This window comes from Ruegeria sp. CDSC054, assembly GCF_059610645.1.
The window spans coordinates 1-14,466 of the sequence record NZ_JBXWOA010000018.1; the positions used below are offsets into that span (position 1 = coordinate 1).

A 14,466-nucleotide genomic window follows, 5' to 3' on the forward strand; every position below is an offset into this window, starting at 1 on the left:
CCCCCTTGATATGGGCCCCCAGCACCAGCTTGGTCAGGGTGGTGTTGAACGTATGCGTGTCAGTGTCGATCAAAGCCCCGTCGAGATACTGCGACAGGACATCGTCGCTCAAAACAACCGACTGCACCGCCCAACTCGGCGACAGGCCCTCGGTGCCGCTGTCATAATCGTTGGTGCCGCCCCAGCCCTGGACCGCGTAATTGCCCGTCGAGCCGTCGGCCACAACTCCGAAAGTCTGGTTGCTCGCGCTGGAACCATAGACCACCCCGGAAGACCGTCCGTTCGGCTCCACATAATCAACCACAAAGAAGATCGTCCGGTCCGCATCGCCCGTGGGAAGGTTGAAAATCGTGTCGTCGGCATCGACCCGCTCCAGCAGGTCGCCCGCGCCGTCAAACGCGATCGCAGGTAGCCCTGTGGGGGTTACGTTGTCGACAAGCCGCGGATCACCCTGCGCGAACAGGTTGTTTCCGTTTCCGGACCCATCCAGCCAGGCTGTCACGGTATTGCCGTTGCCCAGTCCGATTTTAATATCCGACTGCAGCAGCAAGACCAGCCCTGAGGTTACGGGCACCTGGGTGGCCGTGCCAATCTGAATTGGCAAGTTGGGTGAGAAAGTGGTTTCAGTCCCATCCGTGACTTCCAGATAGGCGTCGTAGCTGCCTTCGGTGGCATAGATATGGCTGGCAACGACCTGACCCGATGGATCGACCTGGCCAGTGGCGCTGTTTCCATCGCCGAAGTGCCACGTATAGGTCATCGTGTCACCATCGGCGTCCGAGGCATCGGCTGAAAAGGTAATCTCAGTTGTGCCAACGCCGCCGACTGCAATATCAGACTGCGCATCGGCGATCTCAGGTGCGAAATTCACATCTCCCGCTTCGACCTGGAACGCGTTGGACAGAACCGTATGAGTCGGATCGGACAGGGACAAAGATACGTCATAGCGCCCGTCCACTGTGTATTGATGACTGACCGAGATGATGCCACTGGGCCCCACAATATCGTTGATCACGGTGCCGTCGCCGAAATTCAGCGTGTAAGTCAGCGCATCGCCTTCAGGATCGCTGACCGTTGCTTCAAAAGTAACGCTCAACGGCAGATCCCCTTCCAGAGGGCTCAACGACGTTGTATCGATGGACGGCGCGGCATTGCCGTCAAAGGTGATGCGATGGACTTCGCCTGAAGCGATCAGCGCGTAATACAATGCCCCATCTTCACCAACGTTGATAGATACGATTTCGTTGGTTGTGCCGGGCAATTGGGTCGACGGCTTAAAGGCATAATCGCCCAATACCTGAGTGCCGGTGCTATCCAGCCGTAGGTAGCGGATGAAATCATTGGTATAATCGCCGTAAAAATAGACCCCGTCCCACTCCTCTGGGAACAGATCACCGCGATAGACTTCACCGCCGGTGATTGAGGTGCTTTGGCCCTGATGGTCGATCGAGAAGATCGGAGATGAATAAAAGTCCCCACTGGCCGCATCGGCAATATCCCCGTCGGGCAGCGGATGGTCATTGGGGTCTTCGGGGCTCAGCCCGGCATTGACGTAAACATTGGGTGTACCTTCGTAGAACGGCCATCCGTAGAAAGCGCCAGCCTGCTCTAGAGAGGAGGTGTGGATATCGTCATGGGCGATGTTCTGCTGGTTGCCACCGACCTCACCAATATACAGCTGACCATATTCCTCGTCCCAGCGGGCGCGGAACGGGTTGCGCAGACCATAGGCCCAGACATAATCGTTATACCCGTCATTGGGGTCGGCCCAGGGATTCGCAAGCTGCCCGTCCGTGCCGTCCGGCACGGTACCGTCGGGATTGACCCGGATGATCTTGCCTGAGGACGATTCCGGATCCAGCATGATATCGTCGCCGCCGCTGGGGCCTTCGCCCGGAGTGGTTGCCTGAAATTTGTCCGATGTCGTCAGCCAGAGTTTGTCGTCCGGACCAAAATCCAGACCACCGCCATAGTGACAGCAGGCGAGATAGCCATCGGTATCCTCCCAGACCACGAACTCACTGGACAGGTCACCGGCCGAGGTCAAACCGCCGGCGTTCTCTTCGTGCTGGAAACGGGCAATACGAGCGTTCTCTGGATTATTCGGTGTGTAATACAGATAAAAATAGCCGTTATTTGCAAAATTAGGATCCAGCGTGATGTCCAAAAGGCCGCGTTCCTGCCCTGCATCGATATTGTTCAGGGTCATGTAGACTTCATTCGACCCGGTTTCCGGGTCGACGATACGGATTTCGCCATCCTTGGATAACAGCAGCATCCGGTTGTCCGGCAGGAATGTCATCGAGATCGGGAGGAAAAACGGGCTGCCGCCATCCATGTCTTCGCGAGAGACCACCAATTCACTGGTGAATCCGTCAAGCGACAAAGGCTGCGCACCAACATCAATTGTTACAGTCGCTGGAGCAGATGTTTCGCCCTGCGCATCGACAAGTTCGTAAGTAAAGCTGTCGTCAGCCCCCGAACCACCATTGTGGGTATATGTTACGGCACCGGTAACCGGGTCGATATCAGTGATCGTACCGTTGCTTGGGCCGCTAAGAATATTGATGCTGGTACCATCCAGCACCCCATCATCGATATCATTTTGCAGGACGTCAATTACGACGGTCTGACCCAATTCTATGCCTTGGTTGTCCCCGACAGCTATAGGTGCGTTGTTCAGCCCGTCATCGGTCAGGTATTCCGACTGCAGATAACTTTCTACGGATGTTCGGTCCGCCGTACCAAGCGCACGATCATAGACGAGAACTGCAGCCACATCCAATTGCGCCTCGCCCAGATTACCCAGTTCCGAGCCTATGACCAGCCGGGCCAGATCGGTGTTGAACGTGTGAGAACCACCGTCAATCAGCCCACCGTTCAGAAAATGCTCGTATTGACCTGCAGACAGAACCACGGACTGCACAATCCAGCCCTGGGTTTCTGCATTTACACCCGAACTGAAATCGTTGGGGCCGCCATAGCCCTGAATGCCAAGCTCACCGTTGTTCCAGCCCGACACTAAACCAAAAGCTTCATTCGCAGTATTGTCACCATAGGACAGACCTGCCGAAACGCCCTGATTGTCCACATAGTTGACCACAAAGAATATGGTCCGATCTTCATTGCCATCTGGCAGCAAACCGGAACCAAGCACGGTCTGAAGGTTATCCTCGTCGCCATCAAACGAGATCGCCGGGGCCCCCGACGGTGTGGTGGCAACACCAAATGTTGGGTCCCCGTTTGATGTCAGATCGATTCCTGACGAAGACACATCCCTCCAGGACGTTACGGCGGCGCCTTCTGTCGTAACCCCCGATTTTCCTTCTAGGTGAAGTACTAGCCCACTCGTAACTGGCAGAACCATAAAAATACCCTCAAAAACCTACATTAACACCCGCATGGCAGAGGCAGGCTTCATGCGAAAAACACTAAAATAATTTATCACGAATTTGTATCGGACTCAACGCAACGAACCCTGTTTGGAGCCCCGGCATACTGTCACGATTATATTATCACCTGTACTTTCTTGCACCAGCGCAACTCTGATTTTCCAGGATCTAACGCAAATGGCCGAGCCCTTCGTTCAGCCGGTTGATAGCGCCGTGGGTTTCAGCAAGGCTGCCTTCGACCGGGCGCAGGTCTTCAAGCGTGATACCTTTGGAGGTATGCGCATTCACGAACAGACCGGAATAGTGGAAGTCGCCTTTGGCATCCTTGTGCTGCGTCACGACATTGGTGCCTGCCAATTTGCCTTTCTTAGCAGAGTAGATGTTGTACTCTTTGATCGCGCCGCTGCCCGAGGCTTTGATCGAGGTCACCGGACGATTGTCGCTCAGCGCATTGATCAGCGTGTTGTAACGGATGACAATATTTTCACCACCTTCGTGGATGGAAATCCCGTTGGCCATTGCGGTGTAGATGATGTTGTCCTCGATCAGCAGGTTGTTGTGCCCGCCCTTGCCGCCGAAGAAGATACCCTGCATGTCAAAGCGGTTCTGCAGCAGCATCACGTTGCCGGTGATTTCCAGATTGCTTGAAGCCCCGCCCTGGAACTGCATGAAGTCCGCATGCGTATCATCTTCTGGGTAGAAATGGGTTGGACCAGTATTGTTTTTGATCAGGCCGCCATCAACGCTGGAGAATTTGAACGCGTCAGAGCCGAGATAGTTGAGCGTGTTTTCAACAAGCTCGAAATCTTTGGTGCCGTAGTTGCCAATACCAACTGCTACATGGTGGATGTCGTTGTTTTCAAGGCGGATGTTATGATTTCCATTCCGAAGCTCGATACCGAATTTGACATCAAAGATCGGAGTGCCGGGCGATGTGATCGGTCCGTTGATCTCGGAGTTGAGGACTTCGATATGATGGCTTTCATTGACGGCAATCGCATTTCGGCCAGCGTCTGTGGCAACATGAACACCGTCAAAGCGCAGATAGCTGGAGTTCCTGATCTCGACCCCGGAAAAGGTCGCGCGCCCGGCTCCGTCCTCGGACGCAATGGTGACATAGTCACTGAAGTTCAGACCTTTCAGCTTTACCGACCCGTAGTCGCCGTGTTTCAGCAGGATCGTTTCACCGCCTGACGCCTTGGACAGAGTTCTTTTTAAGGTGGCCCCAAGATCTGCGGCCTGCGTCGGCAGAGTCATCATGACGGTGGAGCACACCGTAGTGAATGCGACCAGAACACGTTTTCCCTTCAAGGCACCCTCCTGTTTTTAAGTGACGTCCTTGCCCGCATTTACCGTGACAGGTTGGCTTTGGCTTTGCTGCTCCAGACCCCGTCCGTAGCGCATCAATGGTCCCTCGAAAAAGCGGAACGACAAGATCGCTTGCACTTGAGTCACGATCAGTGCAGCGATCACGACCCCCCAAAACGAGAGCTCCGATTTGGGGTGGAAAACGCCCGGGAGTTTCAGGATCAACTCAATGTTGAACATGTGAAACAGGTAAGTGAAATAAGAATAAAACCCGATTGCCGAAAACCAGGACAATACTTTGCTTTGGGCACTTTTGTAGCGCGTTTCGAACAAGACAATCAGCAGGCAGGTAACAAGTGCAATGAATGTGTATTTCAGAGAACTCCAGAGTACGGGGTCCCAAAACACGAACATATAAGACAAGATCGCCAGCAGCAGCAGCGTTGCCATCAGCTGTGGCCTGGCGACTTGCCGCTGCATGCAGACGGCAACGATTCCTCCGATGCCAATGGAATCGATCCGCGCGGGTGGGAAGTTGTAAACGGCCTCAAATCCGGAAAGATTCAAATGCAGCCGCAGCGCCATTGAGGCGATGCTGATCAGGACCAGAAAAGCCAGGAAATTCCGGCGAAGGATCCACGCCGCCAGCCCGAAGAGGATATAGGCGAATTCCTCGACGGATAGGGACCAGGTGATCGTATAGGGAATTGTCTCGGGACCATCGAAGAAGATCATCCATCCCGTCAGGAACAGGTAGTTGATCCAAATCCGGCCCACAGTGTCCTGATCGTATCCCAAACTCAGACTGGCACACAGGAATAACGTTACCGCAACCATATACAGCGGTATGATCCGGAACACGCGCCGCAGGAAAAAGACCTTGATGCTTTCCGTGTCAGACCTGCGCAGCAGGAATCCGGTGATCAGATAACCACTTAGGGGGAAAAAGATATCGACCCCTAAAAGGCCGTAGCGCCGAAAAAATTGCGCCAGCGGGTCAAGGCTGCTGACGTCATAGCGCGAGGCGACATGGTAAACAAGAACGGCCAAGATCGCGACAGTCCGGATGCTGTCCAGCGCCATGGAACGGTTTTTCTTGAAACCCACGCTGGGATCAGAAGAGGAAAGTTTAACCACCATAAAGCCGCCGCTTCACTGCCGCCCTGCCCGAGCCGGTAAGCGCGAAAAACATGGAGGTCGTTTCGTCAAATGGGGCGTCTTCCAAAGACCGTCCCGCGCGAGGTTTACCTTTAAATACCACATACCTCTACCAAACCAAAAAACACCAGGTCCTTTAGTTCAGAATACCATTGGACCGAACACCAGCATGACATCGCCCGGCGGGAATATCCATGCTCTTGCGGTGTCCTCAGTTCTAAATTGCCCCGGCTAACGCGAGTTCTGACACCATAGTTACCTGCAACAACAACGTAAGCACCTGTATTCCGAACCTGGGAGCATTTGGCAACACGACGACCAAGCTGGTACCTGTTCCTGATTTCAGAGATGGTTTCCCGTGACAGGACTGGACGTCAATTGTTATGCGTGAGGAGATAGAGATGTTGTGCTGGAGAGCCTAATGGAAGCTGATGTATCCGTTGCTTTCTCGGTCGTTCCGCGGGATTTGAGCTGGAAAGAAAGTGAAGCGTAGTTTTTCTGAGTATGCCCGGGCGTTTTTCCGAATGGGCGACAAGGATCGGCCTGAACTGTCTGCGGACGTTCGGTACGGTCTGCTATTTCTATCTTGCTCAGCAACCTTCTCGGCACCTCGGATTCGCAAATCGCACTCACCTGAAAACGGTCTATATCCAGACGAAAGTCCGCTACCCCCCCCATCCTTTAACCGCGAGTTGCACCAGCATGTATAGCGCGGCAAGCCGGAAGGACTTTTCAGCGGCGGATGATACCACGCCGTCCTCCGAACAGCGGGAAAAGCTACCATTTCTGGCCAAGCTGGTACTGATTTCACTGTTGTTTCCGGCCTTCTTTTCGGTCGGAACGCTGCTGCTCTCTCCATCCCGGGTCGTGTTTCTGGTCGTTGTGCCGATCCTGACAATCAACCTGCTTCGTGGTTCCTACGGACGCCTGCTGGCGACCGACTACCTGTTGTTTGGTTTTGCGGCATGGATGACCCTAGCCATGCTCATAAATCACTCACCGCGTGTGGCGATCGAATACACAGGATCCCGAACCATCGTTCTTTTAGGGGGGTATCTCACAGCCCGCGCGACTATCAGAACAAAGGCCACATTTGTGGCAATGATTCGTTTTATAGCGTTCGCCGTTCTGTTTACTCTGCCGTTTGCACTATACGAAGTAATCACGAGTAAACCTTTGATTCCGCAGTTGATCAGCAAGCTGCCTGGGATCGCTTCAGTGGTCAATGTCAATCCTGATCAGCGCTTAGGTCTCCATCGCGCGCAAGTCGTATTTTCGCATCCAATTCATTACGGCATATTCTGTTCCCTGGGATTTTCGCTGGTCTATGTGGGGTTGGCCGACCGCATGCAGTGGTTCCGTCGTGCCATCATTTCAAGCCTTATCGGCTTGAGTTGTTTTTTTTCAGTGTCAAGTGGACCGGTGCTGGCGGTGGCTGTGCAGATCGGTTTGATCGGATGGGGAGCCATTTTCCGGCGCTCAAAGTATTGCTGGGCAATCCTGTGGGGTTCCGGGCTTTTCTTTTATGTCATCGCAGAACTCGCCTCAGGGCGTGCCGCCATTTACGCTATCGTTTCGCGAATATCGTTCTCCAGTTCGACGGCATTTGCACGCCGAGTTCTTTTTGAATTTGGCGTCCGTCAAATTGAACGCAAACCACTGTTTGGAGTAGGTTATAATCCTTGGCCGTTGCCACGCTGGATGACCGGAAGCGTAGATAACTTCTGGCTGTTTGTCGCCGTGCGGTTCGGTGTGCCGGCACTCATTATGCTGGCAGGTGCATTTCTGATTGCCATGATCGTCGCCGGCCGACGGGATTTTAGTGAGGACCCCACACTCTATCCATTGCGCCGAGCCTGGATTTTTACTCTGGTCAGTTTGGTTTTGATACTCGCTACAGTGGCAATTTGGGGGGAACTGTATTCGCTGATACTGTTCACACTGGGAAGTGGCATGTGGCTTCTTACAGTGGACCCGCGGCAACAGGCGAACCGTCCAGTCACGAGCAACACCAAGCCGGAAAGCACATTGCCTTACACACGTTTTGCCAGAGAGAAGCGGCAGCCAAACAAAGAAGATATCTATCGCCGAAATACCTAAAAATTTCTTTTAAAACATTATCTTAAAAAAATAAAGACAGCCACCAAACGCGGCGGGTTTTACGCCCTGCGGACTGCCATGACTGACTTGGTCATCAACGCAAATCGCTCTTTTTCGATGTCTGCATCGGGGAAAAGCTTAACCATGATACCCTTGGAAATAATTCTGATATAGTCGCCGCGCACCATTGCGCGCTCAAAGCTGACCTTTGGCATGTATCCAAGAGACGTTAGCTGGAACAGTCCGATCCGCAGGGGGCCGGGGAGCCAATGAATGAATGGCCGTCCATAATGGGGATCAATGGGAAACCAGAAATTGGGCGTCTGCACAAAATATGCCCGACCAACACGCCGGACTTCACTAGCAAATGAAAGCATGTTGGCATATGAGCCGACATGCTCCACGACCGAATTCGAATGAACCAGGTCAAATGATCCGTCTTCAAACTCTGGCATATCACATGCGTTTCCGGTCGCGCACTCAACCACCAACCCCTCGACCGAGTTGTCAAACTGCGCCAGATCCTTCTCGAAATTCAGCACAGTGACAGACACTCTGCTGCGTAAATCCATCGGAAGCAGTTTCCAGTAGCGCGCGCGACCGCCCGCATCCAGAATCTTAATGCTGTCATTGCTCTCAAGAAGTTCGCGTATCAGACGCTCAATATGCGCAAAGCGCTTACCACGAAAACGCCCTTGCGCGGCAAGAAATACTCGGCTTTTTTGCACCTAACTCTCCAAAATCGCTAAAGTTCCGGCCGGAATAAACTGCCTGCAACCGCAACCGTAAAACAAGCCTGAATCCAGGGTGGTTCTCCATTCCCGAAAAAAGCGTCCCAAAAAGAATTGTCGCCAGCCAAAACGAAAAAATAGAACAGTGTTACCGTAACAGATACTCCTTACTCTGGTATCATTATCTACCGCGACACAAAATGGGGCAACACATCCCGCACGGCAATGCACTAATTGTAGGCAGCCAGTTGTTTCCTGACTTCAAACGGTTTTTGGATATTTAAAGAAGTGTTTCCTGAATATGGATTTACAGCGGGCGTGGCATTCAGCGCGCATCCTGTGGAACGTCCGGTTCCTGTAGTCTTCCAGGAAGCCGCTTGAGCTCACCCAGCTCTCTGTCTAGCATCGCTGGCTACGCAACGCCGGATTTTATCTGTGGGTTTTTCGACCTGTGTTGAGCGGAGATTTTTATGCCGATTGTCCGAATTGAAGCGAAGCTGGTCTATTTTGCCCATATCCCCAAATGTGCGGGCAGTTCAGTCGAAGACTACCTGCAGAACCGCTTTGGTCCGCTGGCTCTGCTGGACCGGAAGTACTTGTCTGTGGATGCAGATCTACGCTGGTCCAACACGTCACCGCAGCATCTGGACTGGGCCGCATTGATGCGCCTTTTCCCCAAAGGTTTTTTCAGTGACATTTTTACTGTCGTGCGCCACCCGATGGATCGGGCTGTCAGCGCCTACCGGTTTCAATCCGAAGTCGAGGGAACGATTGCCCGCAGCACCAGTTTCACGGAATGGCTGCAGACGGAAGCCGGTCTCTGGTCGTCGGATCCGCACAGACACGACAATCACAGTCGACCGCAAGTCGATTTCCTTCCGCCGGAGGGCGGACCGGACTGCACTGTCTTTCATCTTGAGCACGGACTTGATGCGCTTATCCCCTATTTTGACAGATTGTCCGGGACTCAAGCCAAGCCGCGCGCTATGGGGCACGCCCTGCGCTCCGGTACGCCAAAAAACGGGGCGTTTACCCCGACCGAAGCCGAACGCGCGCTTGTTGCCGAAATTTACGCCGCTGATTTCGAACGATTTGGGTACGAGCCGGGCAATCCGACACCTCTGCCCCCCCCACCAGAGCTATCCGCTGATTTTCTTGCTGAAAACGCAGCGGCGCATGCAAGGGCCAATCAAACTCTAAATAGGCTTGCTGATCGAGTGCGCCGTCGCATCCGAAAGTGGTAAAGCTGATCCCGCAAACACAGGTTAACAGGTTTCAGAATTCCGACCTCAATCAATTTTGTGAAGCTCCGTCGCCGAAAGATTTGGCCTAATTTCCTCGTCTGGTCAGACTGTTACAGGTTGATCTGGCAGCGCCCGGTTTAACTGCAAAGTGCAGCATATATCTCTTCGGCCCGAGCCTGTCGTTCGGGGGCGATCGGCCTGTCGATCTGCGACATGCTCAACCGGAAATCCGGCACTTTGCTGATCTCCAGTCCCAGCCGGGCCGCAATCCGGGCAAACTCACTGGCACTGGGATCGCACAACCGTTCGTAGCTAACCGCGACAATATTTCTTTCGAAACGTTTCGCCTCGATTAGGATCCGGCTGTAGGCACCAATCCATTGCTCGACCCAATAATCCAGCGTTCTCGGGTCCAGATCAATATCCGCCGCCCAAGCAAACGGGCGGTGATCCGCACCGAATTCATGGTGCACAAGCCAACCCATGTAGCTTTTTGTAAACGGGTCGTCCGCGTGCTGGGCACAGAACCGTTCGTGCTGTTTCAACAGTGACAGCGCTTGTTGCTCGGGCCGCCGATATGGGATCAGGATTGCCGCGTTCGGAAACGCACGTACTAGCGCGCCGATACGCAGGATATTATTGTTGTTCTTCGACAAGTAGCGAGTACCGCCGTGGCACTGCAGGATCAGCGCGACATAGGTGCGGAAAAGCTCGATCGTCTCGCTATCCGCCTCCATCGGCTCCAGTCGGTCAGTGCGGATATAGCGTTCACCCTCGAACACGCGCCAGAACACCTCATCCAGCGCCTCGGGACTGTCGAAATCGACCATAATCCCATCACCGTGGGCCCGCACCGACGCCGCGCGGTCGCTTCGAAACCGGCCCGACAGCCGTGCCCAAATATTGGGTGCCAGCACGAACGGCATGTCGCGATAGGTCAGTGAGGCGAAGGAACCGCTTTCGAACAGCGCGCGCATCAGGATTGTGGTGCCCGACCGCGCCAGCCCCGATACAAAGACATGTGCTGCCTGCGAATCCGGGTTCAGACCGCGTCCAGTGATTGACCGCTCAAGATCGAATGCCGCCTGTCCGGCTGCGCCGCTGCCGAGCGCAAGCCGGTGCAGGACCCTTGCGCCGAAACCGTAATCACTCACCGATCAACCGCCTTCTGACAAACAGATAACCAAATGCGACCAGAATAGACAGGCTGGCACCAGCCAAGCTAGCGAACCGCTCGGCCACTGGCCAGGACGTCAGCACGCCGATTCCACCAGCAATCACCACTGGGATCATGATCACCAAAATCATCAGAAAAAGAAGCACCGATGTCGCCATCAGCTTTCCGGAGTAAGCAAGCAGCACCCTTTCTTTCCAATGGTCGGAAATTCTGGGCGAGCGCACCGTATGCACTGTTTTAGCGACAAGGCCAGATAGGTCCTTTACACGCTCCAGAAACGGTAGCCGGCAAAAAAATTCGACGGCGGCGACCGTCGCGACGATCACCAGAAGCCAGTCCACTATTGGTCGTTCTGCATATCTGCTTCGGCGGCGGCTTTGCGCCGTTTCAGCATGCGCTTAATCGGGTAGAACATGATCGCGAACAGCGCCAGAAAAACCGCCCCGATCACAGCAAGGATGGTGCCGATCACGCCGGCGCCCAAGCCGGGCCCGATATAGGCATGCGCCGCACCGGCAAAGAACACGGCGCCGACGAGCGCGGTCAGGAAAAGTTTCAGCTGTCGCATGAGGTACTCCTTGCAATCTCGTACTGTTCCGGGGTGAGGTATTGTGCGTGCTTTGCCCAGTAGACAGAGCCCTCATCACCCACATTCACCAAATCCATCAGCACCCGGCCGTCCGGCGCTACCTCCAGATAGCGGCCTTGTACCGTCAGATCGACCAGCAGCGTGCCGTCGTCGCGGAAATCAAGTTCGCCGCTATGTTTAGTATAACCCGACACATCGGCCCCGTTCCAGATCACACTCCACGTATCGGTCGAGAAATCGTACTGCCGAATCTCGGAAAAGTTCGCCGGGTTCGCCGGATCGTCCAAGTTTGTGTCGCGTCGATTGTCAAAGACAAGAATCTTGTTGTCGCCAATGAATTCCGGATCATGCTGCCCTTGAGTATTACCATGCGAATACCACAGAATCTGCAACGTCTCGGGGTCGATGATCGCGATCATGTTGATCGCCCGCGACGACAACATGATCGCGCCGGCAGGAAAGTCGGGATAGTCGTCGGCCAGCGCCTCAGGTAGAATCTCGACTTTGTTAAGATGCACGTAATCCTCCAGCAGCACTTCATCCTCGGTCATCCCCGCTATCCAGTGATTACTTAGAAAGGGGTCAAACACGCCGATATTGGCGCGCACGATCTGATTCAGCGTGATCGATCGGATGATCGTGCCGTCCTCCACGTCGATCAGGTTGATGATTTCGGAATGATTCCAGCGCCGGTCACCCTGATCCTCGGCGGTCAGTTCCGTTTTGGGCAGACCCAGGATACCGAGCGTGCCGTCGGCGACTGAGATCGAGTGATGGTATAGCCCCGGAAGTTCCCAGATTGTCTCATTGCACAGCGACTTGCGGTAAAGCCCATCGGAGCCCCCAGAAAATAGAATCACGCTGCCGTCATCCAGCATCAGCGGCGCAGCGTTGCCAGTACGACTGACGAACTGGCCCGACAGGCTGGGTGCGGTCAGCGGAAAATGCGCGACCATCTCGCGCGTAGAATCAAGGATCACCAGAATTTCGTCGCGTTGCGCCTTGTTCATCCGTACCATAACGGCCAGCGGGTCCGATTGCAGACCTTCGGCGCGCCAAACAACTGGGCGGTGCTCGTAGGCGGGATTGTCGAAACCTGCAAGTTCCTCGTATTCGGCGTCCGGGAACGCGCGGACGTCGAAATCGGACGAAAAATCTTTCTGCGTAGCCTTGCCGCGCAGTACGTCCGCCATCGCCTCAGGCATCCCCGCAATCCCGTAAACCGCCTCGCCCATCGGCCCCAATTTGTTTTGACCATCCGCGACGTGTCTAACTATGCCACCAAACAGAAGCATACCTATTAATCCAAACACGGCCAGCAATAGCACGACCCACACTTCAATCTTAGAAAAAAGAAATCTTTCCATACCTAACCGCGACTCGGAACTGTGGCGCTTAAGACTGGAACGGGCCACTGAAAATGTAGACGTGACGTCAGGATAGGGGGGCTGCACATGTTGTCAACTGAAGGATGCCGGTCGCCACGGTGGCCAGTGGAAACGTCCGCCACCAGAGCCACAAACTGATTAAGGCAAGTCATGCATTTTGGTTGAACGCGCTCCATAACGTCTGGTTGTTCGGGAAGCGCTAAAAGAACGACGGCGATAATAAAGCGATTGTCATCGCGGCGCATCAGCCCGGAATGCGGATCATGCAACCCGGGACATCCAAACAACAGGCAAGGGCTGCACTGTGTAAGGTACTCGGGTGCATGATCCATCAGAGGATAGTGTTGGAAGATGCATTTTGATCTATGTTTGTGCTTACGTTCAAATCGTTCCGTTCCGCTTTGGTTACACAAAAATCTATCAGGCGCCCCCAGAAGCAGATTTACTGAATTTACTTTTGAACGATTGCCATAGAAATCCAGGATTGTGCCGGAACCCGGTCAGATAGAACCGGCGCGCCATTTTGCGCTTGCCATGTCGGGCAAGGATACGGCCTATGCGCCACATCATTATGCCATAGGCATCAGGGTAACGCGCGTATGCATCGCGGTTGCGTTTGACGATCCGGATCAACCCGATTGCCTTGGCACGTTTCAGTTTCGAGATACCATCCGGCGACGAAAACGCCATGACCACGGGTTCGGGGTATTCTGCGATTTTTGTATGTTGTGCCAACGATGAACTGAAAGCCCAGTCGGCGTTCGAACGGGTTACATCATCAAACCAAAGCGGTTCCGGATAGCAATCGCGCCGAAACAACGCGTTCTGCAGACTGATGCGATTTTCAGTCAGATATTTACGGACCTGATCCTCATGCGGTTTCATGATGCGGTGTGGCGGTGGCCGCATAGATACCAGTCCGACGCCATAAGAACCGTCAGGGCCACTGCCATAAAGCACTTTAGAGTGGATAACTGCGCCCACTTCGGATGGGGCCGCCTCTAATAGATCCAACTGCATTTGCAGCTTACCGGGCAGCCACAGATCATCGCTGTCCTGAAAGGCGATGTAACGCCCATCGGACGCGGCCAGCCCGGTATTGCGCGCGGCAGACGCGCCCCCGTTCTTTTCACGCTTTATGTAGCGGATCCGTGAATCACCGATCCCATCCACGATGGGCTGCAAATCCTCGGTCGAAGCATCGTCAACGACGATCAGTTCGAGATCACGGTAAGACTGGTTGAGAACGCTGCGCATTGAATCTTCAAGACTGGCGCTGCGATTATAAACCGGCAGAATAACCGAAACGGCTGCACTCATAGACTGCCTCACAAAACAATAACTGCGGTGCAGCATAACATGCCGTTGCGGACCGCACC

11 protein-coding genes are annotated in these 14,466 nt (G+C 54.1%); 2 read left to right on the plus strand and 9 right to left on the minus strand.

From position 1 onward, the window contains the following. From AC2FGC_RS22005 to AC2FGC_RS22015, 3 genes are all read right to left on the minus strand, one after another. A partial coding sequence (locus tag AC2FGC_RS22005; protein WP_496783474.1) for a PQQ-dependent sugar dehydrogenase occupies positions 1-3,274 on the minus strand: 3,274 nt, incomplete at its 3' end. Positions 3,275-3,560: 286 nt separating this feature from the next. Then, positions 3,561-4,703 (minus strand): right-handed parallel beta-helix repeat-containing protein, encoded by a 1,143-nt coding sequence (locus AC2FGC_RS22010; protein WP_496727191.1) that lies wholly within the window; start codon positions 4,701-4,703, stop codon positions 3,561-3,563. A gap of 15 nt (positions 4,704-4,718) precedes the next feature. Continuing rightward, entirely contained in the window at positions 4,719-5,840 is a 1,122-nt protein-coding gene (locus tag AC2FGC_RS22015) for an acyltransferase family protein (RefSeq protein WP_496783475.1), read from the minus strand. Positions 5,841-6,560: 720 nt separating this feature from the next. Here AC2FGC_RS22015 and AC2FGC_RS22020 point away from each other — a divergent pair. Further along, positions 6,561-7,958 (plus strand): O-antigen ligase family protein, encoded by a 1,398-nt coding sequence (locus tag AC2FGC_RS22020; protein WP_496783476.1) that lies wholly within the window; start codon positions 6,561-6,563, stop codon positions 7,956-7,958. A 59-nt stretch (positions 7,959-8,017) separates the two neighbouring features. Here the strand turns inward: AC2FGC_RS22020 and AC2FGC_RS22025 are convergent, their stop codons facing one another. After that, positions 8,018-8,686: a class I SAM-dependent methyltransferase gene (locus AC2FGC_RS22025; RefSeq protein ID WP_496783477.1), complete on the minus strand. Its 669-nt coding sequence runs from the start codon at positions 8,684-8,686 to the stop codon at positions 8,018-8,020. 473 nt (positions 8,687-9,159) lie between these two features. On the opposite strand from AC2FGC_RS22025, the gene AC2FGC_RS22030 reads away from it, so the two are divergent. After that, positions 9,160-9,933: a sulfotransferase family 2 domain-containing protein gene (locus AC2FGC_RS22030; RefSeq protein ID WP_496783480.1), complete on the plus strand. Its 774-nt coding sequence runs from the start codon at positions 9,160-9,162 to the stop codon at positions 9,931-9,933. A 137-nt stretch (positions 9,934-10,070) separates the two neighbouring features. Here AC2FGC_RS22030 and AC2FGC_RS22035 read toward each other — a convergent pair whose 3' ends face one another. The 5 genes from AC2FGC_RS22035 to AC2FGC_RS22055 form a co-directional block, all read right to left on the minus strand. Then, positions 10,071-11,087, minus strand: coding sequence for a sulfotransferase (locus tag AC2FGC_RS22035; RefSeq protein ID WP_496783482.1), 1,017 nt, complete (start codon positions 11,085-11,087; stop codon positions 10,071-10,073). Further along, on the minus strand, positions 11,080-11,451 hold the full coding sequence (locus AC2FGC_RS22040; protein WP_496727197.1) for a hypothetical protein: 372 nt from the start codon (positions 11,449-11,451) through the stop codon (positions 11,080-11,082). The genes AC2FGC_RS22035 and AC2FGC_RS22040 overlap by 8 nt, the downstream gene beginning before the upstream one ends. Then, positions 11,451-11,678, minus strand: coding sequence for a hypothetical protein (locus AC2FGC_RS22045; RefSeq protein WP_496727198.1), 228 nt, complete (start codon positions 11,676-11,678; stop codon positions 11,451-11,453). The genes AC2FGC_RS22040 and AC2FGC_RS22045 overlap by 1 nt, the downstream gene beginning before the upstream one ends. Next, positions 11,666-13,066 carry an arylsulfotransferase family protein gene (locus AC2FGC_RS22050; protein ID WP_496727199.1) on the minus strand — a complete coding sequence of 467 codons (1,401 nt, stop codon included), beginning with the start codon at positions 13,064-13,066 and terminating at the stop codon, positions 11,666-11,668. The genes AC2FGC_RS22045 and AC2FGC_RS22050 overlap by 13 nt, the downstream gene beginning before the upstream one ends. Before the next feature lie 441 nt (positions 13,067-13,507). Continuing rightward, positions 13,508-14,407 carry a glycosyltransferase family 2 protein gene (locus tag AC2FGC_RS22055; RefSeq protein WP_496727200.1) on the minus strand — a complete coding sequence of 300 codons (900 nt, stop codon included), beginning with the start codon at positions 14,405-14,407 and terminating at the stop codon, positions 13,508-13,510. Positions 14,408-14,466 lie beyond the last annotated feature (59 nt).

Bases quoted from the DNA above. Each gene is read 5' to 3' on its own strand.
- AC2FGC_RS22015 (WP_496783475.1), bottom strand. From the start codon at position 5,840: ATGGTGGTTAAACTTTCCTCTTCTGATCCCAGCGTGGGTTTCAAGAAA.
- AC2FGC_RS22020 (WP_496783476.1), top strand. From the start codon at position 6,561: ATGTATAGCGCGGCAAGCCGGAAGGACTTTTCAGCGGCGGATGATACC.
- AC2FGC_RS22030 (WP_496783480.1), top strand. From the start codon at position 9,160: ATGCCGATTGTCCGAATTGAAGCGAAGCTGGTCTATTTTGCCCATATC.
- AC2FGC_RS22045 (WP_496727198.1), bottom strand. From the start codon at position 11,678: ATGCGACAGCTGAAACTTTTCCTGACCGCGCTCGTCGGCGCCGTGTTC.
- AC2FGC_RS22050 (WP_496727199.1), bottom strand. From the start codon at position 13,066: ATGGAAAGATTTCTTTTTTCTAAGATTGAAGTGTGGGTCGTGCTATTG.
- AC2FGC_RS22055 (WP_496727200.1), bottom strand. From the start codon at position 14,407: ATGAGTGCAGCCGTTTCGGTTATTCTGCCGGTTTATAATCGCAGCGCC.